Annotated in this window: 26 protein-coding genes; 18 read left to right on the top strand and 8 right to left on the bottom strand. The window is 48.5% G+C overall.

Going from position 1 to position 26,198, the window contains the following annotated elements; genetic code table 11:
* The first annotated feature begins 7 nt into the window (after positions 1-7).
* The 6 genes from LEUMU_RS0120410 to LEUMU_RS0120385 are packed head-to-tail and all read left to right on the top strand — an operon-like array spanning position 8 to position 5,776.
* Complete coding sequence (locus tag LEUMU_RS0120410; RefSeq protein WP_022954161.1) at positions 8-742, top strand: 5-oxoprolinase subunit PxpA; 735 nt, start codon at positions 8-10, stop codon at positions 740-742.
* Positions 739-1,440, top strand: a complete 702-nt coding sequence (pxpB, locus tag LEUMU_RS0120405; protein ID WP_022954160.1) for a 5-oxoprolinase subunit PxpB — start codon at positions 739-741, stop codon at positions 1,438-1,440. The genes LEUMU_RS0120410 and pxpB overlap by 4 nt, the downstream gene beginning before the upstream one ends.
* Positions 1,437-2,381, top strand: coding sequence for a 5-oxoprolinase subunit C family protein (locus LEUMU_RS0120400; RefSeq protein ID WP_022954159.1), 945 nt, complete (start codon positions 1,437-1,439; stop codon positions 2,379-2,381). The genes pxpB and LEUMU_RS0120400 overlap by 4 nt, the downstream gene beginning before the upstream one ends.
* Before the next feature lie 38 nt (positions 2,382-2,419).
* Positions 2,420-3,283 carry a glutamate cyclase domain-containing protein gene (locus LEUMU_RS0120395; protein WP_022954158.1) on the top strand — a complete coding sequence of 288 codons (864 nt, stop codon included), beginning with the start codon at positions 2,420-2,422 and terminating at the stop codon, positions 3,281-3,283.
* A 5-nt stretch (positions 3,284-3,288) separates the two neighbouring features.
* Positions 3,289-4,680 (top strand): malonyl-CoA decarboxylase, encoded by a 1,392-nt coding sequence (locus LEUMU_RS27095; RefSeq protein ID WP_022954157.1) that lies wholly within the window; start codon positions 3,289-3,291, stop codon positions 4,678-4,680.
* 55 nt (positions 4,681-4,735) lie between these two features.
* A complete protein-coding gene (locus LEUMU_RS0120385; RefSeq protein WP_022954156.1) occupies positions 4,736-5,776 on the top strand; it encodes a LacI family DNA-binding transcriptional regulator in 1,041 nt (346 codons plus the stop codon).
* Between the two features lie 8 nt (positions 5,777-5,784).
* On the opposite strand, the gene LEUMU_RS0120380 is transcribed toward LEUMU_RS0120385, so the two are convergent.
* Complete coding sequence (locus LEUMU_RS0120380; protein ID WP_022954155.1) at positions 5,785-6,390, bottom strand: class I SAM-dependent methyltransferase; 606 nt, start codon at positions 6,388-6,390, stop codon at positions 5,785-5,787.
* 175 nt (positions 6,391-6,565) lie between these two features.
* Between LEUMU_RS0120380 and LEUMU_RS28850 the strand changes: the two genes are divergently transcribed.
* From LEUMU_RS28850 to LEUMU_RS0120345, 7 genes are all read left to right on the top strand, one after another.
* Positions 6,566-6,742, top strand: a complete 177-nt coding sequence (locus LEUMU_RS28850) for a DUF6435 family protein (protein WP_022954154.1) — start codon at positions 6,566-6,568, stop codon at positions 6,740-6,742.
* Positions 6,743-7,003: 261 nt separating this feature from the next.
* Positions 7,004-7,420: an organic hydroperoxide resistance protein gene (locus LEUMU_RS0120370; protein WP_022954153.1), complete on the top strand. Its 417-nt coding sequence runs from the start codon at positions 7,004-7,006 to the stop codon at positions 7,418-7,420.
* A gap of 107 nt (positions 7,421-7,527) precedes the next feature.
* The gene (locus tag LEUMU_RS0120365; RefSeq protein WP_022954152.1) at positions 7,528-8,016 is read left to right on the top strand and encodes a MarR family winged helix-turn-helix transcriptional regulator; all 489 of its coding nucleotides are present in this window, start codon (positions 7,528-7,530) and stop codon (positions 8,014-8,016) included.
* 410 nt (positions 8,017-8,426) lie between these two features.
* Positions 8,427-9,530: an HlyD family secretion protein gene (locus tag LEUMU_RS0120360; protein WP_022954151.1), complete on the top strand. Its 1,104-nt coding sequence runs from the start codon at positions 8,427-8,429 to the stop codon at positions 9,528-9,530.
* Positions 9,530-11,296, top strand: a complete 1,767-nt coding sequence (locus LEUMU_RS0120355; RefSeq protein WP_022954150.1) for an ATP-binding cassette domain-containing protein — start codon at positions 9,530-9,532, stop codon at positions 11,294-11,296. Before LEUMU_RS0120360 ends, LEUMU_RS0120355 begins: the two co-directional genes overlap by 1 nt.
* Positions 11,293-12,417 (top strand): ABC transporter permease, encoded by a 1,125-nt coding sequence (locus tag LEUMU_RS0120350; RefSeq protein WP_022954149.1) that lies wholly within the window; start codon positions 11,293-11,295, stop codon positions 12,415-12,417. Before LEUMU_RS0120355 ends, LEUMU_RS0120350 begins: the two co-directional genes overlap by 4 nt.
* A gap of 7 nt (positions 12,418-12,424) precedes the next feature.
* A complete protein-coding gene (locus LEUMU_RS0120345; protein WP_022954148.1) occupies positions 12,425-13,537 on the top strand; it encodes an ABC transporter permease in 1,113 nt (370 codons plus the stop codon).
* A gap of 9 nt (positions 13,538-13,546) precedes the next feature.
* Here LEUMU_RS0120345 and LEUMU_RS0120340 read toward each other — a convergent pair whose 3' ends face one another.
* The gene (locus LEUMU_RS0120340) at positions 13,547-14,215 is read right to left on the bottom strand and encodes a 2OG-Fe(II) oxygenase (RefSeq protein ID WP_022954147.1); all 669 of its coding nucleotides are present in this window, start codon (positions 14,213-14,215) and stop codon (positions 13,547-13,549) included.
* A 214-nt stretch (positions 14,216-14,429) separates the two neighbouring features.
* Here LEUMU_RS0120340 and LEUMU_RS28350 point away from each other — a divergent pair, with 214 nt between their 5' ends.
* Positions 14,430-15,575, top strand: coding sequence for a GGDEF domain-containing protein (locus tag LEUMU_RS28350; protein WP_022954146.1), 1,146 nt, complete (start codon positions 14,430-14,432; stop codon positions 15,573-15,575).
* On the opposite strand, the gene LEUMU_RS0120330 is transcribed toward LEUMU_RS28350, so the two are convergent.
* Positions 15,572-15,910: a DUF4144 family protein gene (locus LEUMU_RS0120330; protein ID WP_022954145.1), complete on the bottom strand. Its 339-nt coding sequence runs from the start codon at positions 15,908-15,910 to the stop codon at positions 15,572-15,574. The two genes, LEUMU_RS28350 and LEUMU_RS0120330, sit on opposite strands and share 4 nt — an antisense overlap.
* Before the next feature lie 178 nt (positions 15,911-16,088).
* Here LEUMU_RS0120330 and LEUMU_RS0120325 point away from each other — a divergent pair, with 178 nt between their 5' ends.
* Positions 16,089-17,240, top strand: a complete 1,152-nt coding sequence (locus tag LEUMU_RS0120325; RefSeq protein WP_022954144.1) for an aminotransferase — start codon at positions 16,089-16,091, stop codon at positions 17,238-17,240.
* Between the two features lie 7 nt (positions 17,241-17,247).
* Here the strand turns inward: LEUMU_RS0120325 and LEUMU_RS0120320 are convergent, their stop codons facing one another.
* The 4 genes from LEUMU_RS0120320 to LEUMU_RS0120305 all read right to left on the bottom strand — a co-directional run bounded on the left by LEUMU_RS0120320 (position 17,248) and on the right by LEUMU_RS0120305 (position 21,348).
* The gene (locus LEUMU_RS0120320) at positions 17,248-18,372 is read right to left on the bottom strand and encodes a GGDEF domain-containing protein (protein WP_022954143.1); all 1,125 of its coding nucleotides are present in this window, start codon (positions 18,370-18,372) and stop codon (positions 17,248-17,250) included.
* 94 nt (positions 18,373-18,466) lie between these two features.
* Positions 18,467-19,363, bottom strand: coding sequence for a fatty acid desaturase (locus LEUMU_RS0120315; RefSeq protein WP_022954142.1), 897 nt, complete (start codon positions 19,361-19,363; stop codon positions 18,467-18,469).
* A gap of 29 nt (positions 19,364-19,392) precedes the next feature.
* Entirely contained in the window at positions 19,393-20,430 is a 1,038-nt protein-coding gene (locus LEUMU_RS0120310; RefSeq protein WP_022954141.1) for a TAXI family TRAP transporter solute-binding subunit, read from the bottom strand.
* 87 nt (positions 20,431-20,517) lie between these two features.
* Positions 20,518-21,348, bottom strand: a complete 831-nt coding sequence (locus tag LEUMU_RS0120305) for a hypothetical protein (protein ID WP_022954140.1) — start codon at positions 21,346-21,348, stop codon at positions 20,518-20,520.
* Positions 21,349-21,877: 529 nt separating this feature from the next.
* Between LEUMU_RS0120305 and LEUMU_RS27085 the strand changes: the two genes are divergently transcribed.
* The gene (locus tag LEUMU_RS27085; protein ID WP_022954139.1) at positions 21,878-23,620 is read left to right on the top strand and encodes a sugar phosphorylase; all 1,743 of its coding nucleotides are present in this window, start codon (positions 21,878-21,880) and stop codon (positions 23,618-23,620) included.
* Positions 23,621-23,767: 147 nt separating this feature from the next.
* On the opposite strand, the gene LEUMU_RS0120290 is transcribed toward LEUMU_RS27085, so the two are convergent.
* Positions 23,768-24,634, bottom strand: coding sequence for an SDR family oxidoreductase (locus LEUMU_RS0120290; protein ID WP_022954137.1), 867 nt, complete (start codon positions 24,632-24,634; stop codon positions 23,768-23,770).
* Positions 24,635-24,793: 159 nt separating this feature from the next.
* Between LEUMU_RS0120290 and LEUMU_RS0120285 the strand changes: the two genes are divergently transcribed.
* Both LEUMU_RS0120285 and LEUMU_RS27080 read left to right on the top strand, forming a co-directional pair.
* Positions 24,794-25,408 (top strand): TetR/AcrR family transcriptional regulator, encoded by a 615-nt coding sequence (locus tag LEUMU_RS0120285; protein ID WP_022954136.1) that lies wholly within the window; start codon positions 24,794-24,796, stop codon positions 25,406-25,408.
* An 87-nt stretch (positions 25,409-25,495) separates the two neighbouring features.
* On the top strand, positions 25,496-26,104 hold the full coding sequence (locus tag LEUMU_RS27080; protein WP_051156077.1) for a cytochrome P460 family protein: 609 nt from the start codon (positions 25,496-25,498) through the stop codon (positions 26,102-26,104).
* The last annotated feature ends 94 nt before the right edge of the window (positions 26,105-26,198 follow it).

Genomic DNA, 26,198 nt, shown 5'->3' with positions numbered 1-26,198 from the left:
TAAGATTATGACGATTAAACTCAATTGTGACTTGGGCGAGAGCTTCGGCTCCTGGAAAATGGGCATGGATGAGTCGGTTATGCCGCACATCAACCAAGCCAATATTGCCTGCGGCTACCACGCTGGCGACCCGATGATTATGCGTCGTACGCTAAAGCTGGCGAAAGAAAATGGCGTGAGCATTGGCGCGCACCCGGCTTACCCAGACCTAAACGGCTTTGGCCGCCGCTCGATGCTGTGCAGCAGCGAAGAAATCATTTCCTATGTGCAGTACCAAATCTCCGCACTGGAAGGCATGGCGCTAAACTTAGGCATGACATTAGACTATGTGAAGCCACACGGCGCGCTGTACAACGACATGATGGCTAAGCAGACTGTGCGCTCAGCAATTATGGAAGCCGTTGCTGAGCACAACTCCCGTCCGGCACTTATGCTACAAGCGACTCCTGAACATAAACAACACCTTCAGGAAGCCTCGCAGTTTGAACTGCAACTGCATTTTGAAGCATTTGCTGACCGTTGTTACGATGACGACGGCAAACTGCTCTCACGCACTAAGCCCGGCGCAGTGCATACCCGTGAAAAAATGATGGATCAAGTGCGTCAGCTGGTTGACCACGGCACAGTAACCACTGTGAGTGGTCACACTTTGCCGCTACTGGCAGACACTTTATGCGTACACGGCGATAACGATGCCGGCGTACAAGCCATCGCAGACATCAAGGCATTGTTACTGGCATGAGAATAGACGTTGCAGGCGAGAACTCCTTAATCCTCTATTTCGGGGACACGACCGCCCCTGAAATATCCGCGAACGTGCAATTAGCCTCGCGCAAGCTGGCAGCTGCATTGGGCGATAAGCTGATTGATCAGGTTACCTCCTACGCATCACTGTTGCTGATATTTGATCCGCTAAAGTGCGATCATTTAAGCGTGCGCAAAGTGATTCGTGAGCAGCTAGGCGACATGAGCGAGCAGCAAGCCGATAGCGCCGAACACAGCAGTACCGTGGTCGAGCTACCGGTTTACTACAGTGAAGAGTCCGGCCCCGAGCTGGCACTAATCAGTGAGCGCTCAGGCTTGAGTATTGAAGAAGTGATTGCGCTGCACCAAAGCCTCACCTACCGCGTGTATGCCATTGGCTTTGCACCGGGCTTTGCCTTTTTAGGGCAAGTGGATGAGCGCATTGCCACACCACGTTTAAGCACTCCGCGTTTGAAAGTGCCGCGTGGCGCAGTCGGTATTGCGGATCGTCAAACCGCGATTTACCCGAATGTGTCACCCGGCGGCTGGAACCTGATTGGCCTGTGCCCGACGCGCATGTTTGATCCGGATGCCACCCCAACCATGCCCGTTAGTGTGGGCGATGAAGTACGTTTTAAAGGAATTAGCCGGGATGAGTTTCTGGCGCTCGGTGGTGAACTGGAGGGCATGGCATGACGGCACAAGGTTTTGAAGTAGTACAGCCGGGCATTCTCAGCTTATTGCAAGATGCCGGTCGCTTTGGGCAGCACAATATCGGCCTCACTACCGGTGGCCCGCTGGATAAACTTTCCTTCGATTGGGCTAACCGCTTATGTAATAACGAAGCAGGCAGCTGTGCGTTGGAAGTCAGTATTGGCGGCCTAAGCTTGGTGGCCCAAGTGGATACCCAGATTGCCGTCGCCGGTGGCGACTCACCCTTCATGATCAATAAAAAACCGCAGGAAAGCTGGCGCAGTTATGCCATTAAAGTCGGCGATAAAATTGATATTGGCTTTGCCCAACAAGCGACTCGAAGCTACCTTGCTGTGGCGGGTGGTTTTCAGGTTGAGCCCATGTTTGGCAGCACTGCCACCGTGGCCCGTGAAAAGCTGGGTGGTTTAAACGGTGAAGCGCTCAAAGCAGGCAATATCTTACCCTGCAAGGCTCAAAGCGCTGCGCAAAACTGGTCGCTACCCGTCGCTGCTCGCCCTAATTACAGCGGCGATATTACGCTGCGCGTAGTGCTTGGCTATCAGCAACAGCATTTTGATCAGGAGCAGCAATTCCGATTTTTCAATCAGGAATTCACCCTGAGCGACAAATGCGACCGCATGGGCTTTCGCCTGACTGGGCCGGAAATTAAAGCCGACATTAACGGCATTCTCTCCGAAGGCATTTGCTTTGGTGCGATTCAGGTTCCGCCTGATGGACAGCCCATTGTATTACTCAATGACCGACAAACGATCGGCGGCTATCCGAAAATAGGCTCTGTGCTATCATTAGACATACCCAAGTTAACGCAGCGTCTCGCTGGCACCAAGATTCGTTTCGAAGCCATCAGCATTGATGACGCACACAATTTGCTACATCTGGCGCACAGTCGCTTTAAGCGTACCCAGCCGCAAGCGATTAGCTAAACCACGACCCCATTGCACGATCAACAAGGAAATCATCTATGAGTAATCGCCAGGACTCGCCAGAAACTATCGCTCGTATTTCGCAGCAAATCGAAGACCTCATGGTCGCGCGCGACCTGCGGGGCATGAAGCATCTGCAAAAAGCCCTGAAACCCGGCTACTACCAACGGGCTGCGGAGAAGATTTTTAACTGCCGTGGCACAATTTTGATTGGCACAGGCTTTCCGGTGGATGACACTTTTGAAACCGATGGCCCGGTCGGTGCGATTGCCATGTACGACACCTTTAAGCATTTGGGCGCACGTCCAATTATTGTGTGTGGTAACCCATTAGCCAGCGTGATCAACGACGATTATGAAGTCTATGAAATCAGCGTTGGTGATCTGAGCAAAGGTAAGCAGGAAGCGGTTGAGGCTTTGGCTAAACTAAAACCTGAGTTGGTGATTTCGATTGAGCGTCCAGGTCTGTCAGCTGGTGGCTTTTATGCCAATATGCGCGGCGAAAACATTAGCAAGCGCTGCGCCTGTTTTGACTACTTCATCACCGAAGCCGAGTGCCCAACCATTGCAATTGGCGATGGCGGTAATGAAATCGGCATGGGTAATGTCTTGGAAGCGCTACAAGCCCTATCTATAACCGCCTCTGTGACGACCTGTGACGAGTTATTGGTTGCTGATGTATCCAACTGGGCAGCACACGGTTTAATCGCGTGGCTGAGTTACTGGAGCGAGGAAGACCTGCTAAGCAAGGTCGATACCTTAGAAATTCTCAAATACATCTCAGCACGTGGCAGCGTGGATGGCGTAACCCGCCTGAATACACTCACCGAAGACAGCTTGGAATCTGGCGCAGGCCAACAAGTGATTGACGAGCTACGTCGCATTATTGGTATCGAACACTAAACAGTATGACTACACAGCAATCTCCTAACATTTTTGACCGCACATTATTCAACCTTCGCTCAGCGTGGGAGCAAGTTAATATCCTAAAGTCGGATGCGCCCAAGCTGCATCCTGATTTGCCCGAAGCGGATATCGCTCCACTGCGCCAGCAAATGAATGACTGCTTGGAAGGCAAAGGCGGTAACGTCTCCGCCCGCGCTCGTGCGGCCAAGTTAGGAGAGGCTTATCTTGATCTGAATGACATCGGTCGCTTGCGCTTTTTAACGCTACTAGCTCAGGACTTTGGAGTTGATAACCAGCGCGTTAATGAACTGGCGGCGCTGATTTTATCGCCACCAGACGGCGAGAGCTTAGCCAAACTCCATCAGCAAATGCGCAATGCGCTACGCCCTGCGGGTTTGGAACTGTTGACTCAATTTAACTCACTCCCCAGTGGTGTTAAATTTCTGGTGGATATGCGTTCGGATTTGCGGCGACTGGCCAATAAAGATGACCCTTGTTTGCGCGAGCTAGACAAAAGCTTAAAAGATCTGCTGCGCTCATGGTTTGATGTGGGCTTTTTGGATTTGGTACGCATCTCCTGGTCCTCTCCCGCTTCCATCTTAGAAAAGCTGATCGACTATGAAGCGGTACATGCAATTCGCTCCTGGAGTGATTTAAAAAATCGCCTGCAACCAGACCGTCGCTGCTTTGCCTTTTTTCACCCAAGAATGCCGGATGAGCCGGTCATTTTTGTGCAGGTCGCCTTAGTTAAAGATCTGACCGACAATATTCACGAGTTACTGGATGAATCAGCCCCGCTGATGAACCCGTATGACGCCAATACCGCTATTTTCTACAGCATTACCAATGCCCAAAACGGGCTGGCTGGCGTCGGGTTTGGCGATTTCCTTATAAAACGTGTAGTATCAGATCTTAAAGCTGAGTTGCCTAATATAAAAACATTCTCCACTTTATCGCCGATTCCGGGCTTATTGCGATGGCTTAAGACCTTATCTGAAACAGATATATTGAATGCCAAAGAACGACAAAGTCTGCGTCAATTTAAACGTTTTACTACCTTACAAGAGACATTGGACAAAGCGGATTGGCATCAGGATGCTGAACTGGCCGAAGCCCTTAAGAAGCCTTTAATGAGGCTCACGGCTCAATATTTGGTACAAACAAAACAACGACAACGCGCACTCGACCCGGTCGCTAATTTTCATTTGAATAACGGCGCACGCTTAGAACGCATCAACTGGCTGGCGGATACCTCTGAAAAAGGGCTTCGTGAATCAGCTGGCATGATGGTGAACTACCTATACAAACTGGACTTAATTGAAGCCAACCATGAGGCATATCGCGAAACTGCTAACACAGCGGCTTCCTCAACAGTGCTGGGGCTATTGAAATAAGCCAGAAAAAATAACCTGCTAATTGATTTTTAGCAGGGTAAACGAAGGATCAAAAGTGACTACAATTCACGATGTTGCCGAACTGGCTAAAGTCTCAATAAAAACAGTGTCACGCGTAGTAAACAACGAACCACGCGTCAGAGATACTACCCGTGAGCGGGTACTGCAGGCGATTGATAAACTAAAATATCGCCCCCACCAAGGCGCTCGCCTAATGCGCTCCAATAAGTCGGGCCTGATTGGTCTGATCAGCACAGCACTATCAACCATTCCCGGTAAGGTTGCCCATAACGGCCTGTCATCCATTCACATCGTTAAAGGCATTCAGCAGGAATGCCGAGCAGCCGGTAAGACATTGCTGATTTTGGATACTGACCCAAAGTCTGACAAGGTCGATAGTCTTGTAGAAATATTAGAATCTTACCGCGTTGAAGGCATTATTCATGTTATTGATTACAACAGAAAACTAGCAACTGACACTTCGGTTAGGGTGCCACTCTGGCTGGTTAATGCCTCATCCGATGACGACGCCCCTGCCGTAGCTCCTGATGACCGTCGAAGCCAATACTTGGCAACAGAATACCTAATTGCTAAAGGCCACACTAAGCTCGCTTATGTTGGCTTCCCGGATGAAATCGAGGCTGGCAGACAGCGCAACCAAGGGTTTCTACAGGCCGTCGATGCTTATGGACTGGATAGAAACTCAGTCACGGTAGTCCCCGGCCTTATAGTGGTCGACTGTGAACAAATTAGCACACTTGAAGCTGAAATCGAAAAATTGTTACAGCAAGAGGAACGCCCGACAGCCATCTGCTTTGGTAACGACTTGATGGCAGTACAAGGCTGCCGTGCACTGCAAGGTCATGGCATTCGCGTACCTGAGGACATCTCTGTTATGGGTTTCGATGATGACTTAGTTCAAGTCAGCGCTTCTAACCCGCCACTGACAACGTTTACCCTCCCCTACCATGAGATGGGTCGCTTAGCCGCTAAACGCTTGATTGCTCAACTGGATAAAACGGCTAAGCCTGAAACCTATCCGCTCGCGCTACATGGCGAAGTGGTTGAGCGCGAGTCGGTTATCAGCCTGAACTAAGCATACAGTTAGTCTATTGTCGCCGTCAGTAACAGCACCGGATATTCGCCTTGTGGCTTATGTACGGTGCTGGCCAACGCTACTTCAGCCTGCTTGAAACCTGCATCCGTTGCAAAATCGACTAGTGCCTGTCCATCAAAGCCGTTATGAAATACGCCGGTATCTTCCGTGTGAAAGCTACCATCTTCGGTTTCCAGATCGGCAATCGCAATAAAGCCACCGGGCTTTAGCAAAGTTCGAAACTTCTCAAACATGGCGGGTACATCTTCCACGTGATGCATAGTCATCGAAGAGATAATGCCGTCGAATTTGCGATCCAGATCGGTGGTGCACAAATCCATTTCAAGCACTTCAACTTCACAAGCCAAGCTATCCTTTTTGTCGCGCAACTGCTGATTCATCGACTTGGAAATATCCACTGCCGTGATCTTCGCCACATGCGAGGCAATCTGGCCTAACAGCAGCCCAGTGCCCGAGCCAAAGTCCATCAACTGCATAGTCGGCTTTAGCGCAATGCGCTTGATAATGGAGCCAGCAATCGTGTGTACATTCGCCACACGGCGCTCATCTTGTTCGTAAACGGCTGCTTTGTGTTGGAAAAAATCGTCACTCATCACTCTCTCCTGCTCGCATTGAATAGTCCCTCAGATTACAAGTTATTGCCCACTTTTACACCCCACCTTGTCGATAGATAGCATTAGATATCACTTGCTGCGCATATTGTATGGGCTTTGTACTTCTGTCTGGCTTGCCGATATAACTAAGTAAATCATTTTTAGGTAACGACCCATGTTTTCAATTTTCAAATCCGACCCCGCTAAAAAACTCCGTAAAGCCTACAACGCGAAACTTGAGCAAGCGATGCAGTCACAGCGCAATGGCGATATCCGCACCTATGCCACACTCACCGCAGAAGCGGAGAAAATGCGTGCCGAGCTAGATGCGCTGGAAGCGGCACAGAAGTAATTGCTGCTTGCTGTAGTCAAACAGGCCGAAGGCTTTAGCCTAGTATGAGCGAAATTTCTAAAGGCATGCTCTGGAAGGTCAGCCATACTTTGATGACGTTTTTGTTAGAATAGCAAAAACACATTGCGCGATAACTATTATTGCAATACTATAATTCCCACGCTGATGACAGCAGCAATCAAATTAATAAACGGGTGACTATCACTCGTTTTTTTGAACATTATAATTATCGCGATAACTATTTTCGCACAAGGAGTTACCATGAACGTTTTATATACTGCAGAAGCCACTACAACAGCCGGTCGTGATGGCCGTGCAACCTCTTCCGATGGCATTTTGGATGTGAAATTAGCGACCCCGAAAGCATTGGGCGGCGCCGGTGGTGAAGCCACTAACCCTGAGCAATTGTTTGCGGCTGGCTACTCTGCTTGTTTCTTAAGCGCCGCTAAGCTGGTTGCTTCACAAGATAAAATCGCGCTATCGCCAGAAGCACAAGTCACGGCTAAAGTGGGTATTGGTCCAGTCGAAGTTGGTTTTAATCTGGATATCGAGCTGCACGTAAACTTCCCCGGCATGAGCAAAGAAGATGCACTGGCACTGGCTGAGAAAGCACATGTTGTATGCCCATACTCCAATGCAACACGCGGCAATGTAGACGTTCGCTTATTCGTTTTATAAGTGAGCTAAAATGAAGCGAGTGTTTCCCCCACTCAATTCGTTACAATAGCCTGGGCACTGTCGGAAGTCAGTGCGCCGGGCTTTTATTATTTGACAGGAACCACGCCATGACTAAATCGACCGAGCAAAATAAGGACTGCGCCCCTTTGGAACAGGATGGCCTAACGGCTTTACACCTAGACCAGCAGCTGTGTTTTGCCCTGTACTCGGCGTCGCTGGCGATGACTAAAACCTATAAGCCGCTGCTGGATAACTTAGGCCTCACCTACCCTCAATATCTGGTGATGTTGGTGCTCTGGCAGAATGATGGCATCGCGCTCAAAGCAATCGGCGAACAGCTACACATTGACTCTGGCGCACTGACCCCCGTGCTAAAACGCATGGAAGGCATGGGCCTGTTAAAACGTACCCGCAACCCAGAAAATGAACGCACCTTAGATATTCGCCTAACCGAAGCGGGCTTGGCAATGCGCACGCAAGCACTTGAAGTCAACCGCAGTGCAGGGGCTAGTTGCGGCCTTGATCTACCCAAAGTGGTTCAAATGCGTGAAGACTTAGTGGAGCTTCGCAACCATTTAACAAAAAATGCAAAATAGTTGAATCCAAAGAATCGCGCGCTCACGTAGAACACCCGATACGGCAGAAACTGCGATGCACTCCCGAATGTGTATCGGCATAAATGCTCTAAGAAAAGAGCATCGGTGGCTTGCTGATTAATAACAACAAGGGAGAATATCCCAAAATTTGATTGAGCCGGTTCTATTGTTTTTTGCAACTACTCCCTCGCATGCAAGGATAGGAGCCGGCTTATTTTTTACGATATTATTGTAAAAATCTATACTATCGGTTTATTTTTAATCGCCAAAACACCTTCAAAGCTTGAGCCATGTCAAAGCGCTTTGCCCTAGCAATGCGACAATCATCTCATGCCGACTCAGCAGCAACACCCAACCCAATCACACTGAATCATCGACTCCGGCATACCTGACACTACGGAGAAGTACCTATGAAAAAATTGATTATCCTGCTCATTCTCCTATTAGTGGGCGGTGGTTCTACATATTACTACTATCAAAATCAGACACCTCCGGTTGCCGCCGCTGACATCATTCCAGAACTAAACCATTCATTCGATAAATTATTGGGTCGTGCGCAGGATGAAAATGAGAATGAATTACTGCTCTACGGCAATATCGATATTCGTGAAACGCAGCTAGCCTTTAACAGCAGCGAGCACATTGCCAAGATTTTGGTCGAAGAAGGCGAGCATGTGAAGAAAGGCCAACTGCTGGCTTATTTACACAATGAAGTGCTCAACGCGCAATTAATTGAAGCCGAAGCGCAAGTCGAAGGCCAAACGCAAACCGTGCATAAGTTAAAAGCCGGTGCTCGCAGCGAAGAAATCGAAAAATTACGCGCCGAGTACCATGCCGCACAAGCGCAAGCTTCCGTCGCCGCCAGCAGCTATCAGCGACTGATTCCACTCGCCAGAAAACGCATGGTAACGCCGGATGATTTAGATAAAGCACACGCACTGTCAGAATCCACCAAGGCCCAAGCAGAAGCCGTTCGACATGCTTTAATTTTAATGCAAAGTGGCAACCGCAAAGAAGATATTGCAGCGGCAGAGTCTTTGCTTAGAAGCTATCAGGCGAATGTTTCGCTGGTGAATCAACAACTGGAAAATGCCAAACTCTTCGCGCCCAATGATGGCGTGATTCGCAATCGAATTTTAGAAGAAGGCAGCATGGCCTTTCCCTCAACTCCCGCGATGACACTGGCCGTGATGGACCCGATTTGGGTACGCGCCTACATCCCTGAGCCAGCGCTTGGCAAAGTGGCACTGGGTAGCCCCGCAAAGATTTATACCGACAGCTTTCCTGATAAAGTTTACGAGGGCTGGGTTGGCTATATTTCACCAACCTCTGAGTTCACACCGAAAACCGTTCAAACCACCGAGTTACGCACTAAACTGGTGTATTCCGCCCGCATTTTTGCCTGTAACCCTGCTGATGAATTACGACTGGGGATGCCAGCCACGGTGCGCATTGATATTAGCCAGCCACCGGCCTCGCAGAAAAAAGGCACTAAGCACTGCGGACAGTCATAATGAGCGATGCCATTCTCCGGCTGGATGCGGTGACCAAGCTATTTGACAGCAAAGCCCGCCAGATAACCGCCTTAGATCAGGTCAGCTTTGAGATCAAACCCGGCGAGGTGACGGGCTTGATCGGGCCAGATGGCGCGGGCAAAACCACGCTGATGCGGCTGATTGCAGGCCTGCTAATCCCCGATAGCGGGCACATCGAAGCCATGGGCATTGATGTGAATAATGATCCCCTCGCCGTGCAATCCCAGCTGGGCTATATGCCGCAGCGCTTTGGTTTATATGAAGATTTAACCGTACAGGAAAATCTCGATCTCTACGCCGACCTGCAACATATCCCTTATGATCAGCGCAAAGCCCGCTACGATGAGCTAATGCAAATGACGGGCATGAGCCCATTTGTTACGCGCCTGGCAGGCAAACTCTCGGGCGGCATGAAGCAAAAACTGGGGCTGGCTTGCGCCCTACTGCGCGCACCTAAGTTATTACTGCTGGATGAGCCAACCGTTGGGGTTGACCCGGTTTCTCGTCGTGAACTTTGGGCGATTATTTACAACCAAGTCAACGAATTAGGCATGAGCGTACTGGTTAGCACCGCCTATATGGACGAGGCTGAGCGTTGTAACGACATTGTGTTATTACACGAAGGCAAGCTGCTAATGCAGGGCACACCCAAGGATTTAAGCAAGCCACTGGAGGGCCGTGTATTTCATATTGAAGCCGATGGCATCTCGCACCGTAGCTTGCAGCAACGCCTAAGCCGCGTACCAGAGGTACTGGATGCACTAATTGAAGGCGAAGGCGTACGGGTAGTAATGGATAAAATCACTACGGCCAGCGAGATTAAACTCCCACCTGAAGTGACAGAAGGCACCGAGCAGACAGCCACTATCGCGCAAGTAGAGCCTCATTTTGAAGATGCCTTTATTGCCAACTTAAAAGTGAAACTCACGCTGCCACCACAAGAGGCAAGCGCAGCCAATGCGGTTGGTGGCTCCGCCGATGACATTGTGATCGACGTGGAACACCTGACGCGCCGCTTTGGCGACTTCATTGCAGTGAATGACATTAATTTTAGCGCCAAGCGGGGTGAGATTTTTGGCTTACTGGGGGCCAATGGCGCGGGTAAATCCACGGCCTTTCGTATGCTCTGCGGCCTGCTGCCGGTCAGTAGCGGTAAGGTATTAGTGACGGGATTAGATTTACGCGTGGCCGCTGCCAGTGCCCGTCAACGCATTGGGTATATGGCGCAGAAGTTTTCCCTGTATACCAATTTATCCGTCCGGCAGAACCTGAAGTTTTTCTCCAGCGCTTACGGCTTGCGCGGCAAACATCAAAAGCAGCGCATTCAATGGGCCTTGGATACTTTTGAACTGGCAGATTATCAAAGCGCCAATGCGGGCGAACTGCCACTCGGCTACAAACAGCGCATGTCATTTGCTGCAGCGCTGATGCATGAGCCGGATATTTTATTTTTGGATGAGCCAACCTCTGGCGTTGATCCTCTGGCTCGAAGGGAGTTTTGGGAGCGTACCAACCATTTAGCTGAAACCGGCGTTACCATTTTGGTTACCACCCATTTTATGGATGAAGCCAATTACTGTGATCATTTGGTGATTATGGAAGCCGGTAAAATTCTGGCCGCTGGCACCCCGCTGGATATGAAAAACCTGGCACGCAGCGAGGCACAACCCGATCCCAGCATGGAAGATGCCTTTATCCATTTAGTGAATCACGACGCCCAAAAAGCACGGGAGGCAACAGCATGAGCGGCGAATCCACAATGCGCTTGCGGGGCATGATCCGCAAAGAAATCTGGCAAATTGTGCGCGACCCTTCCAGTATTGCGATCGCGTTTATTTTGCCCGTCGTGCTGCTGTATATCTTTGGCTATGGCGTCTCGCTGGATGCTAAGCACATTCCCATTGGCGTAGTGGCAGAGCGACCCGACATCATTACCCAATCGCTCACCGGCTCTTTTGCGCGCTCCGAATACTTTGATCCCATCACCTTTAATTCAATTCAGGAAGCTGAGCAAGCGATCCGCGAACGGCAAATTGATGGCATTGTGTGGATGCGCAATAACTTCTCGGCCGACTTGCAGGCTGGTTTAAGCGCGCCAGTGAATATCATCGTGAATGGCGTGGACTCCAACCAAGCCAATATTACCGGCGGTTATATTCAAGGCGTTTGGCTGGCGTGGCTGACGCACTTTGCCGAGCTTAAAAAAATCAGCGTTAGTCAGCCGGTTGGTATTGAGCAGCGGGTTTGGTTTAACTCCGCGTTATCCAGTCGACTGTTTTTAGTGCCGGGCGTTATTGCCGTAATTATGACGATTATCGGCTCGCTGCTCACCGCCATGGTGGTGGCTCGCGAATGGGAGCGCGGCACCATGGAAGCGCTCATGGTTACGCCACTGCGCATGAGTGAAATGCTGGCGGGTAAATTGATCCCCTACTTTATTCTAGGCATGGGTAGTATGCTACTGAGCGTCACGCTGGCGCACTTTCAATTTGATGTGCCATTACGCGGTTCATTCTGGCTACTCACCTTAGCCTCTGCCTTGTTTATGATGGTCTCTCTGATGATTGGCCTGTTGATTTCGATTATCGCAAAGAACCAGTTTGTGGCTGGGCAAATGGCGATTATCGTCACCTTCCTGCCAGCTTTTTTGCTCTCGGGTTTTTTGTTTGATATCAACTCGATGCCAGTCGTTGTGCAGGCCGTGACCTACTTGGTGCCCTCGCGTTATTTTGTTTCGCTGATGCAAACCCTGTTTTTAGCCGGTGATGTCTCACAAGTCGTGATTATTAACCTGCTTTCCTTACTCGCCATGTTGCTGTTTTTCACCGTACTGGTGTCGCGCAGTTTTCACAAACGGCTGGAGTGATTCGCCAATGAATATCGCCCACATTATCGCACTGGCAAAGAAAGAATTTCTGGCTCTGTTTCGGGATCGTAGCAGCCGCTTTATTCTCATCAGCCCACCCATTATTCAAATGCTGGTGTTTGGTTTTGCCGCCACGTTCGACCTCAATAACATTCCGATTGCGATTTATAATCAGGATCAGGGTGGCGCATCCCGTGCTTTTATTAGCCAGTTTGACGGCTCGAATAACTTTGAGATTACCCATTACCTGACTCACGATAGCGAGATCGCGCCGCTGATTGATAACCGCGAAGTGCTGGCCGTGCTTAATATCGAGCCCAGCTTTAGCGATGATTTATTGCTTGGCAAAACCGGCACTATTCAGGCGATCTTTGATGGGAGAAATTCCAATACGGCGATGATCGCCATGAACTACCTCAGCAGCATTACGCTTGCCTTTAACAATGAATGGAACACCCTGCACGGCCAATCTGGCTTGCAAGTGGGTTTAAGTATTCGCAATTGGTATAACGAAAATCTGCAATCTCGCTGGTTTATTATTCCGGGGATATTGGGCTTATTGGTGTTGGTAGTGACCTTACTGGTGACGTCATTGTCGGTAGCGCGCGAGCGAGAAGCGGGAACCTTTGATCAACTATTAGTCACGCCCATGCGGCCAGTGGAAATCCTGATCGGTAAAGCCATTCCCGGGATTGTGGTGGGCGTGGTTGAAGCCACAGCCATTCTAATCGTGATTGTGCAGATCTTTGAAGTGCCACTGCGCGGCGATCTTGGCGCGCTTTACTTTGGGCTGGTACTGTTCCTGCTATCGGCCACCGGCATCGGGCTCATGATCTCCTCGATTGCAGTCACTCAGCAGCAAGCCATTTTAGGTGCTTTCTTATTTTTAGTACCTGCGGTTATTTTCTCAGGCTTTGCCACCCCTATCGCCAATATGCCGGAGGTGGTGCAGTGGATTACTTATATCAACCCACTGCGCTATTTCCTGATTATTGTGCGTGGTGTATTTTTGGAAGGAAACAGCTACGAACTGCTGATGGACCAATATTGGCCCATGCTGATTATCGGGGTCGTGAGCCTGATTTTTTCCGGCTGGCTATTTAAGCACCGCATGTATTAATCGCCACGATTAGCTTGGCGGATCAACGCGATCGGTTGTCGAAGTATTCAAACGGAACCAGCCTGCGATCGAATACCGATCGCGATTGGTCGGGCGCACTTCATGTGGGAATTCTTCGCTGAGGAACACCAGTACCGTGCCAAAGCCTGGGGTCACTTTAACGCCTTCCATGTCGTCTTTATCTTTAAACAGCACTAACTCGCCACCATTCTCCGGTGCCCAGTTATGATTAAGATACACCACGACTGACAAGACGCGATTATCCTGGCCTTTAAAGGCATCGACATGGCGTTTGTAGAAGTCGCCCGCTGCGTAATGGGAAAAGTGACTTTCAAACGAAAATAGCCCCAGAAACAGCTGGCGGTTTAAAAACACCTGCATGTCATTGGTCCAATCCAACCACGCACGGCCCGCATCCGACTCGCCGGTAATCCAGCAAATTTCATCACGGCGCACAAAGGTGTTTTGCATCAGCTGGCGGTCACGACCGATACCGGCCTGATCAAACTTCTCTTGTTCCATGCTGCCAAGGTGTTGATACAGCTTTTCGCCCAAGGTTTCAGGCAGCGCGGCAGGGTTAATACTATAGCCTTTTTCGCGAAGATCGCTGGCAATACGCGCAAATAGCGTATCGTTGGCGTCGCCAAATTCATGGTGACTTAGGGAGGGATTGATCATCTTGATCCTATCAGTTGATTGCAGTTTTATAACCACTCAGTCAAACCAACTGAAGGTGGCGCAAAGTAGCATAACTTCACTTAATAAATCCAATATTCGTGCAATAACAGAGGCCTATTTAATCGCTAAATGTCTACGGCTAATCTCTTTAGCGATCAAGATAATGCTACTATAATGTATAAAAATTCTACTGACTCTAAACTTTGGACATTGAATGCCAGCAAACCAATTAAACAATGTACAAGAGCAGGTGGAGGATCTAAGAACACGTGCTTTGAGTAAGCTAACAAACTATGTGATGGTCTCGGCTATTTTTCTGTTCTCTGCGTTTTTATACCGCTTAACCGATACTGATTGGCAAGATATCTATGTCCTACAGTTTTGTGTTTTTTCTCTGGCAATGGTTACCTTTGCCTTAAGAAATAAACTCTCTTACAAAACAACAATTTATAGTTATCTAATCATCGGCCTGACACTTTCCACTTCTGAGTTTATCAGCCTGGGCTTATCCGGCATGGGCGAAGTTGCGGCCCTATTCTGCGTAATCCTGTCTCTGTTCTACCTCGATAAACGCTCTACAGCGGTGGTGACCCTGATTGCTACAGCCATATTTGGAGTGGCTCTTTATGAGTACTTATATGCAGGTCGGACGCTTTCAGCTAATGACATCAACTATGTCACATGGCCCTCAGCTTGGATTGGCCGGTTTGCTGCCTACGCCGCGTTCTTTTTAATACTCGGGGTGAGCATTCATTTTTTACAAGATCAGATTATTCGTTTACTAATGAAGCTGGAGACTCAAAAAAGAACCATTGAATCGCAAAAAGAGCAGATTGAGCACCTGGCAAATCATGATGCATTAACCGGGCTACCCTCGCTGCGCTTAGCCGATAATCGCCTGGAAGCTGCACTGAAACTTGCCGTACAGCAAAACCACAAGTCGGCCTTGTTATTTTTAGATCTGGATGGCTTCAAGGCTGTCAATGATGCCTATGGCCATGAAGCGGGTGATGTGGTTTTAAAGCAGGTTGCAGAGCGCATTTTATTGGTTGTCAGGTCAGGTGATATCGCCTGTCGTGTGGGCGGCGATGAGTTTTTAGTGATCGTAGAAAGGGTCTGCTCCTTATCGGATCTGGAGAGCCTTTGCCAACGCTTAATCAACGTCATCAGCGAACCCTTATTTTATAACAAAACTCAACTAAAGATTGGCGTTAGTATCGGTGCGGCAAGCTACCCTTGCAGTGCGACCAGCCCTAGGGACTTACGGCTCAAAGCGGATGAGCTAATGTATCAGGTCAAAAAATCCGGCAAGAATAACTATCGTATTTTAATGAACAAGAGGGTTAGTGGCGCATGCTAACTAAGATCATTGAAGTCTTTAACTGACACCACTGCCTCAGCAATCGAGTAAAACCCTAACTTAGAGACACAGCAATTCCCTAGCTCTGACGCATGCGCCCGAACCAGATTAGTGAGTGTTGGCAGGCCAATAATTTCACCCGTTACTTTGGGTATCACCACGCCATTATCGCGCGGAGTCAGGCTATAAATTGCGCCGGTGGTATCGATCAATAAATCGGCCTGATCATAATGGTAGCGATTTAAATCCGCATCGCTTTCCCAGTCTTCCTGAGAGCTGATAAAGCTTAGCTCCTCATCTCCGACGAATTTAATAATGGCTGGCCAAGTGATCATAGTATTCTCTGCTGTTGGTGTGCGCTCATAGCAACCTTAATCGTCATTACCTGCGCGAACCAGTGACCACAATTTAACTTGGTAGTCGTCACTTATCGCTGGTAGTCTGAGGTCACTATCTGAGCGTCAATTATACCTAAGCGCATCGCCTTTTATTGGATCAAAACCGGAGAAACTCATGATTCTCAATCCTCACGTTACCCAATGCTCCTCAGCGCCCATTGCAGAAGTCTGGTCATGGCTTAAAAATCCGGACTCGCCTTCGTTAATCGATATGTGCCAAGCGGTGCCAGCTTATCTACCGGCTCAGTCTTTACGTGACTATTTAGGTGCGGCCATTAGCCAAGGTGAAGGCGCAGGTTATACATCCATCGAAGGTATCGCGCCCTTACGCAATGCTTTAGCGGGGGATATTAATCAGCGCTACCAAGCCACCGTGACTCCCGACGACATGCTAATCACCGCCGGCTGCAATCAAGCTTTTTGCGCAGTGATTGATGCGCTGTGTGAAACGGGCGATGAGGTGATCGTTGCCTTGCCCTGTTATTTTAATCATCAAATGTGGTTGAGCATTCGCGGCATTACGCCCCGCTATCTGAGCCTGAACACCGACACGGCAATTCCTGACCCTGAGGAAGTGGCCAAGCTGGTAACCCCGCGCACGAAAGCCATTGTACTGGTTTCGCCCAATAACCCAACCGGTGCAACCTACAGCCCTGAGTGCATTGAACAGTTTTATCAACAAGCCCGCGAGCACAATCTGGCCTTACTGGTTGATGAAACCTATCGCGACTTTATTGATCTGGATAAGCCACCACATCACCTGTTTCAACATGCCGATTGGTCAGAGACTTTTATTCACCTTTACAGCTTTTCCAAAGTCTTTGCACTGACCGGGCAGCGCGTGGGTGCCATTGTTTGCTCGCAATCTTTACGCCAACAAATTGCTAAAGTTCAGGACTGCGCGATTATCTGCGCGCCGCATCATGGCCAACTTGCCGCAACCTATGGCTTGCAACATTTACAGGAGTGGAAGCGGGAAAAGTATCTGGCGATGGCTAAGCGTGGAGAGGCTTTAAAACTGGCTTTTGAAGCCCCTGATTTGAAATACAAACTGTTAAGCGTTGGCGCTTACTTTGCCTATGTGAAGCACCCGTTTGAGGTGGATTCCAAAACCGTGGCACGGCGCTTAGTCGAAGAGTTTGACGTATTGTGCTTGCCAGGCGAGTTCTTTGGTGAAGATCAGGAACAATACCTGCGTTTTGCCTTTGCCAATGTGGATGACGCTCGCTTTCCAGAGTTAGTTAAGCGCTTGGTTGAAAGCCAGTAAGCTTGATTCAAGCTGATTTTAATCCGGCTGGTTCGGGGCAAACCACCTTGGCAATATCATCCGTCACCGGATTTACAATGACGCAATTTCTGCCATTATTTTTTGCCTGATATAAATTTTCATCGGCCAGTTTAATCAGCTGCTCGCTACCCTCACATTCCATGGTCGAGGCGATGCCAAAGCTCATGGTGACCGTCAAGGTGTTGGATTCATCAACTTCAATACTTCCAGCGATTTCCTGCCGTATTCTATCAACGATGCGGTAGGCTTTCTGAGCATCTGCCTCGTGTAGCACGATCAGAAACTCTTCGCCTCCCCAGCGACAGACAATATCCACTTTTCTAAATGAGCTTTTTAGTCGTGCGGAAATAACCTGCAACACCGTATCCCCCACATCATGCCCGAAGTTATCATTGATGCGTTTGAAATGGTCGATATCACCTAACACCACGCAATGATGAGCACTGTCGTTGCCAGCATTCGCTTTATAGTATCGACGTAAGTAGCTATTGATATAGCGGCGATTATAAAGACCGGTTAACTCATCAATCGTCGCAAGCTCGGTCAGTACTTTCTCCTGAGATTCATTGATTTCACGAATGCTGGCGATACCAATCACTAAGGGAATACCGGCAATAATAGCGTTAAACATGTATATCGTACTGGCGTATTCCACGAGTGGACTATCACTCTGCACACCATCAAAAAAGTACTTTAAGAGCACAATGGCAATGATAAAGCCGAAGCCTATCAAAGATGCATGCAGTTTCTTAAGGCTTGGATTGATGACCGCCAGACAGGCAACCGGCCAGAAGTACAACTGAAACCCGAAATCCAACCCGAGCAGCGAAATGGTCAACGTAATGATTAACAATAACTCTAAGCAGATCAGAAAGATCGCCTGAGCGTGCTTAGCTTGGTAATTAATGATGCCGATACAGACCCACAAGACAGCACCAAACAGATTGAAGCTAAAGAGTATATCGACTTGGAAAAACCAAAATAACGTCGCAAAACCAATATGACCAAGCGTGCCGACGATACAAGTTATTAATATAACGATGTATTTACGGAAGTTCTTCACTTCAACTTTTGGCGGCTTTGAAAATAGTAACGTTAATTGATTAGACATTTGACCTTTAAGTGAAGATGAGCTTATTTTTAGTTCAAATATTAGCCAAAAAATAAAAGATTAGTAGTATTTTTAGCGGTGAAGTACTGATTTTTTATTGGGTGCTCTTCCAATACTCCCGATTAAACCATGCATACCCACGTGACGTCACAAGCAGATCCGACTCAATCAGCTCATGCACTTCCGGCAGTTTGAAAAACGGCACCGCAGGATAAATATGGTGCTCTGCATGATAAGGCATATTCCACGCCAACCACCGCACCAGCCCATTGGTATAAGTCGTGCGCGTATTTTCAAATAAGTTTTTGCTATGGGGGCAACCGGCATGCTCCGCCAGCAAATACAGCCGTAAAAAGGGCTGACCAAGCAGTACAGGAATCACCCAAAGCATTAGCAGTGCGGTATTGCCTAGCAAGATCAGCGCAATTGCCAGTGCATACAGGCCTACATAAATACGCGCTTCCCGCCGAATAGCTGCGGCTTTTCCCTCTGGAATATAAGCGGCATCAATCATAGCAAAGGCATTCTGCCAGAGTGTTTTAATTGAGCCCCACCACACTGGCAAGCCGGTAATATGCCACAGATATTGGCGACGGTTTTGCGGCTTAGCGCCAGCTAACTCAGGATCAGCTTCGGGATTATTGGTGTGGCGGTGATGTTCCATATGAAACAATCGGAACCATTCTGGCGGTAGTAGTAGTAAGATAAATCCGCAAATATGGCCAACAACATCATTCAAACAACGGCTTTTAAATGGCGTGCGGTGGCTGGTTTCGTGCAGCAAGGTGAATTGAAATACTAGCAGGATTCCCAATGGCAGCATCAGTGCCAACTTCAGCAGTAACGGCGTGACCTGTAACACCAAGATCATCAGCACAACAATGAGGGACCACTGCTGTGCCAGACGCTTTAACCCTGCCCGATTGGATTTTTCTGCAAAATATAGGCGTTGAGCTTTACTTAGTGACGCGATGAAATCTCGCTGATTCATGAGTGAGATTCCACCTCAAAACTTAGAGCCTACTCGCAGCGGCTACCTGTCTGCAAGTAACAGGCAATTTCCTTGGCTTCATCAACATCGCCACCAATGCCTTTAATGCAGGCGCTTTTGGCTAAGTCGACAGGCTGGTCTAAATCCACATCAGCCCATTTTGGGTGATATTGAGTGCCATTACTGCCGCCCACTCTCAATGTCTGCAGATTTTCTCTAACGATCGTATTGATCTGATCAACCTGCTCACAGCGGTACCGATGGTAGGATGAGTTTTTATCCTTGGCAAAATTATAGCTAACCATCACGGCTTTAACTGCCACCGTGGGAACATCCACAGTCGTCAGGCTCGCTGTGCCATCACTGGATTTATAGTCATCCGGTGCAATACTGGCTTTGGCGTAGGAGTCATACAAACGAGGATCATCCAGCGGCACCAGATGAATGTCTTTAGCATATTTACTCAGTGCCTCATCCAGCTTCATTTCCAGTAAGCCATTGATGTAGGAAATTGGCTTACCGCCCACAAAAAATACGGCATCGACCTTACCCAGCAATAAGCCCTGATAAGCGTCTTTAGGCGATAGGTCTGGCAGTTGAATAACATTGATCCCTAATTTATTCAGTATATTGCTTGATGTGACAAAGGTACCGCTACCAATTTTACCCACCGCTACCCGCTTATTCGCCAGATCGGCAACCGAATTAATGCCACTCTTGGCAAGCAAGTGCACCTCTTCGTTATACAAAGGAAACACTAGCCTCAGATTTTTTAATACCGAATTATTGATGCGGCTTGGTTGGCTATTGAGAAACTCGATCACATCTGATTGCACCAAGGAAAGCCCGGCATTCTCAGAGCTCGCCATGCGGCGAATGTTGTCTAGCGACCCCAAGGAGTTTTTTACTTGAACCTCCACACCGTTCTTGGCTGATAACTTTGCGATGTCTAAACCCATCGGGTAATAAGTGCCGCCAGTACTGCCGGTTGGCATTCCTATTGGGTTGGCGAAAGCGGTGGATGAAATCAACAGGCAAAACAATGCCATCAGCTTCAGTTTGAGCATAGGGGGGTATCCTCTGAACGGGGGTGGGGGGGTGAAGTAGTATCCGGATTGTTTATTAGAATGAGTCCGGATACTTAGTTAACGAATCTAATTGCCATACTTTAAAAACGATTCCGTTTCGGCAAGCAGTCGCTGTGATTTTATTTCATACTCTTTAGGGCTTAACGGGCTTGATATCACGCCAATTGATATTGGCTTAGGCTTGTCTATCTGAACGGGTGATGGTTGGGCCAATTTTACGATTTCAATGCTGGAATCCAGCAAAGGAATGTCAATCGTGGTTTGAGGTGGGACTTCTACCGGAATAACGCCGGCCAGAACAGGTTCGGTACGTTCAACCTTTGGCAGCACAGGCTCTGCTTTAGGTGCTATCGTAGCAACCGCTTGCGGTACGGCAGGCATTGGCGGGACAACGGAAGAGGATGGTGAGCTACTGCCGAACACTTGTAGCATCATTAAACCAAAGACGCCCGCGACGTTGGTCATCAATCGTGCTCCAAAACCCAATCGGGATTTACGTGCAGCAACAGGCACCGGCACTTCGATAACAATGGGTTGCGGCATTGGCATAATAGGAAAGCATTGTTCCCGAACCTTGCAACGCATCGCACCGCTAATGCCGATGGCAGCGGCCCAGGCATCTACGCCCCAAGCAAGGTCATCCGGCGTCCCTTCCCAGCTGGCAGAGAGCTGGTTAACGCAGTCAAACAAGGCTGTTTCGGTGATTTCGGCTTTGACGTAAGCGGATAAAGCGGCGGGTAGCTCAAGGTCTTTGAGCGCGAGAAGAAGTGTTTTCTCATTAGGATAATCAGCAAGATAGCCAGTCAGATAGACTTTGCAAAAGGCTGTGCTAGTCGTTAGTTGCTCACCATGACTGGCGATCACCCCACTGAGAATAGTGTGCGCTTTATCGTCCATGTATATTTTCAACCCGAAAGTATTTTAAGTTTTAATAAGAAGAAGCAGCCGCTGAGTCGTTAGCCTGCGAATGACATCCCCTTAGAATCGGTGCAGATACAGTATTTGGTAGCAACCTTAGAAGCCATTCATAAGGTATAATTTAAGCCTACTGTAGCCGTCCCGTTATTTTGAAGTGCGCCGTTAACCAAGTAATTAATGTATGAACAACTTTCGTTCGTACCACCTGTGGTCAAGCCCCAGCGCACCGATTTTGTGCAGTATATTTGTAATTTTTCTACAAAATCAATACCAATCGCCAAATATGCTTATTGTTTGACCTAAATGGCATGTTACTGCTCGTGAATAATAAGCCCAAACAGTTTGCGAAGCATCACCCCACAGGGTGAAATTTCCGACAAGCAAGTACTCTCCTCATCAAAACTAACACCAATACAACCGAAACCGTTTTCGACACTATAAAAAACAGGTAATATCTTAGATAGGCAATTTTATCCTCGCCAAAAATTCAAAAATCAGGAGCCTCTACGTGACCGACCTAACACCGGCAGTACAGAAACGCATCCGTAACCGACTCAACATGCTCTACACCAAAGAGCAGTCAGACGAACTCCTTAACAGCCTGAAACAACGCCTTGAGCACTACCACGATGCACTGGCAAAAACCCACTTCAAGCCCAGCTGGGATGAAAAAGATGTGGTCCTCATCAGCTACGGCGACAGCATTAAACAAAAAGATGAAAAGTACGCCCTGCGCTGCTTAAAAACTTTTGCTGATGACTGGCTGACGGATTTATTCAGCGTTATTCACTTGTTACCAATCTTCCCTTACACCTCCGATGATGGCTTTTCCGTGGCGGATTACCGCTCGATTCGCTCCGATTTAGGCAGCTGGGAGGATGTGAATAAGTTGGGGGATAACTTCGAACTGATGTTCGACTTTGTACTCAACCACTGCTCTCGCGTGAGCCTCTACTTTGCTGATTTCCGTGGTGACCGCGAGCCCTATCAGGACTTCTTTATCTATGAAGACCCCGATGGTGACTGGTCAAAAGTGGTTCGTCCGCGGAGTACACCGCTGCTCACTGAAATCCCGACCCATGATGGTTTACGCCATGTATGGACTACCTTCAGCGCCGATCAGGTGGATTTAAACTACCGCAATCCTAAAGTGTTGCTGGAGATGCTGGATATCCTGCTGTTTTATCTCACGCAAGGATCACGCATCACGCGTTTAGACGCGATTGCCTTCTTATGGAAGGAAGAAGGCACTAATTGCCTACATTTACCGCAAACGCATGAAGTGGTAAAACTCATGCGAGATATTGTGGAAGCGGTGTGCCCTGGCGCTATTTTGCTGACGGAAACCAATGTGCCGCATGAAGAAAACATCAGCTACTTTGGTGATGGCGATGAAGCGCAGATGGTGTATCAGTTCAGCTTGCCGCCGCTGCTGCTGCACGCGATTCACAGTGGCAATACCGAATATTTATATGACTGGTTGAAGAATTTAACGCCACCACCAGAGGGCTGTACATACTTCAACTTTACCGCCTCGCACGATGGCATTGGTGTACGCCCGCTGGAAGGTTTGCTGCCAGATGACGTGTTAAAGCAGTTGCTGGATGATATGCGCGCCGGTGGTGCTTATGTCTCGACCCGCCGCAATACCGAAGGTAAAGACGTACCGTACGAGATCAACGTGACCTACTATGACTCCTTCCGGAATCCCGGCCATCAGTCAGCGCCTTGGCAGGTTGCGCGGTTCTTATTGTCACAAACCGTGGCCTTGTCGTTACGCGGTGTTCCGGGGATTTATCTGCACTCCTTATTAGGCACGCCAAATGATCATAAACGGGTGGAAGTTACCGGTATGACGCGGGCAATCAATCGCCATCAGTGGGATATGGATGAGCTATCGGCGCTATTGGAAGTGCCAGAAAGTAGCACCTCAATCTTGATGAATGAGTACTCCCGACGTATTAAGGTCCGCCGTGATCAGCCTGCATTCCACCCTGATGCCGAGCAGTTGGTGTTAGATCTGGATGATCATTTACTTGGCATTATGCGAGTGGGTGAAAATGGTCAGAAGATTGTGGCGCTGTATAACTTCACCAAGACATTCCGCACGGTTAACGGCGCATTTTTACGCGCACTATTGGGTTCGGATGTGGATCAGTGGATTGACCTGTTGAGCACGTATCCACTGACTCAGGAAAACGGCGAGCTGAAACTCAAGCCTTATGCTTGTCATTGGCTGACCACGGCTTAGTCTAAAACGCTTCAACACAAATAGCCGGAAGCCCTGCACTGTTTAGTAGGGCTTCCGGCTAAAGTAATGGCACTGGCACTGGCACTGGCACTGGCACTGGCACTGGCACTGGCACTGGCACTGGCAAGCTTAGGCCATCATCCTCAATTAACCAAATGATGATTCATAAGTAGCTTTGACAATTAACTCACCGCTTGGATCGCTGGCTGTTTTGTAGTGACAGAATTGCTCACCCCACTCCGAAGTCCGCGTGCGTAGTGGTGGCTTTTCCATTGCTGCACAATCAATAACAACTTGCGCCACTTCTTCAGAGGTTTGGTACACACCACCGGCATCGTCTTCGGTAGAACGCGCTTGCGCCGCTGCGACATAGGCGTTGAAAATCGGTAGATATTCATCCGTTGGCAATCCACCCGTCTCGGCTAACTGGCTCAACACACTATTGGCAAACTCAGAGCGAATGCCACCTGGTTCAACCGTAGTAAAGTTGATATTAAAGTTAGGCTGCACATACGTTGCCAACGACTCGGTGTAACCCTCTACCGCAAATTTTGCAGCACAATACAGCTCATTAAATGGCTGGCCAACCAAGCCACCTACTGATGAAATATTGATAATATGGCCACTAAGCTGCTTGCGCATAATCGGCAATACCGCTTTAGTACAACGCACGATGCCTTTGAAATTTACATCCAACACCCATTCCACTTCTTCTTCGCTGGCTTGCTCGGTGGTTTTGATAAAACCCGCTCCGGCATTATTAACCAGCAAATCCAGTCGGCCAGACTCTGCCATGATTTCATCAACGCAGGTATTCACACTGGCGCTGCTTTGTACGTCTAAGGTCTTAACCTGTAGCGAGACCGATTGCTCAGCCGCTAAGGCTAGTAGCGCATCCTGTTTCGCCGTATTGCGCATGGTCGCGTAAGTTGTATAACCCTGTTTTGCCAGCATTACTGCAACGTGCATGCCTAATCCGCTTGAAGCGCCGGTTACTAGTGCAACTTTATTCATAATTGTTTCCTTGTGTCATTAATTCGCGCCACTAGGGTGACGTGTCAATCAACATGCTCAAACTCTAAAAGTAAACTATACGGTGTAGTGTAATTATTTAATTTATAAAAGTACACTGCTTAGTGTAAAATAAAGGAATAATTTTTCGAGAGCCTAACGATGTCAGTTAAAAAGAGCGTGAGTGAACAAAAACGCGAAGCTATTATTGGAGCCGCGATTCAGGAATTTAAGCGCAAGGGCTTTCAGTCAGCGAGTATGGATAGCATTTCAGCAGTGGCCAAAGTATCCAAGCGTACGGTCTATAATCATTTTGAAAGCAAAGAGTTACTGTTTCAGGAGATTGCAAAACAGATCTTCAGCCTGAGCAAAAAGGTGGTGGATGTGCCTTATGACTCTAGCCAGAGTTTGGAAGAGCAACTGATGAAACATGCGCATGCCGAACTGGAATTATTAGCCACCGACCGCTACCGAGATTTGGCACGGGTGATGTTGGCAGAGTGTGTGCATTCACCGGAACTGACCGCGAAAGCTATGGCGAAATTTGTGGAGCAAGAGCAAGGTTTACATGCCTGGATTGCCGCTGCGATTGCTGATAAGCGCTTGGAAGCAGTGAATGTGGACTATGCCGCCTCGCAGTTTTATGGGCTGATTAAAGCCACTGCCTTTTGGCCGCAATTAATTCGTGATGTGCCAGCGCCAGATAACGAGCTTTGTGAGCAAGTGGCTAAAGATACCGTGCTGATGTTTCTTAGCCGATATGCCATTAAGAGTTAAGGAGCACTTTTTTTCATAATAGTTGAATCCGGTTAAAGCGAAGCCTGCGTAAGCTCAAGCACATGTCGCTAATAACAGGAGAGGATTATGAATAAGCAGCACAAAAGACTGAAGGCTAGTATCGCAACCACCGGTGTTTTAATTCTCAGCGCAGGAATCGCCGCCTGCTCCTATAGCGGCTCGGAAGACGCCAAGACCGGCTATATGAATAATGGCGAGATGGCCAAACAAGCCATGGTTGATGGCAGCACGGCAACGCCTTCTGACTATAAAAACTGGCCCAAATTTGTCGCCACGGTTGATAAAGTATCCGTACCTCAGGTGCGCGAGCTGTATATTAATCAGGCTGGTATGATGTCGAAGCGTGGCGATGATTTCCCTTCAGGCACCATTTCAGTGATGGAGCTTTACGAGGCTCAGAAGCCAGCTGACGGTAAACCTCGCATGGATGCTAAAGGCAATTTAGTCAAAGGCAAACTCTCGAAAATATTCATTATGGAAAAAGGCAAAGGCTGGGGTAGCAAGCAGCCTGCCGGAACCATCGATAATGGCGATTGGATTTATTCGGCCTATCTGGCCGATGGTAAAACACCAGCTACTAAAGACTTTGCAGCATGCCGTAGCTGTCACTTGCCACTGGCAGACAAAGACTACATTGCACGCTACGACGAGCATTTCGACTATCATAAGAAATAAGCGTCACGCCTGAATTAAATACGATGAGCCAGTGGTTCATCCTAGCGATGGCGACTGAGGATACGATATTCCTCAGCCGCTACATTAATAGCGC

Origin of the sequence: Leucothrix mucor DSM 2157 (assembly GCF_000419525.1) — a bacterium.
Taxonomy (GTDB): Bacteria; Pseudomonadota; Gammaproteobacteria; order Thiotrichales; family Thiotrichaceae; genus Leucothrix; species Leucothrix mucor.
This window is presented reverse-complemented; position numbering and strand designations above follow the sequence as displayed.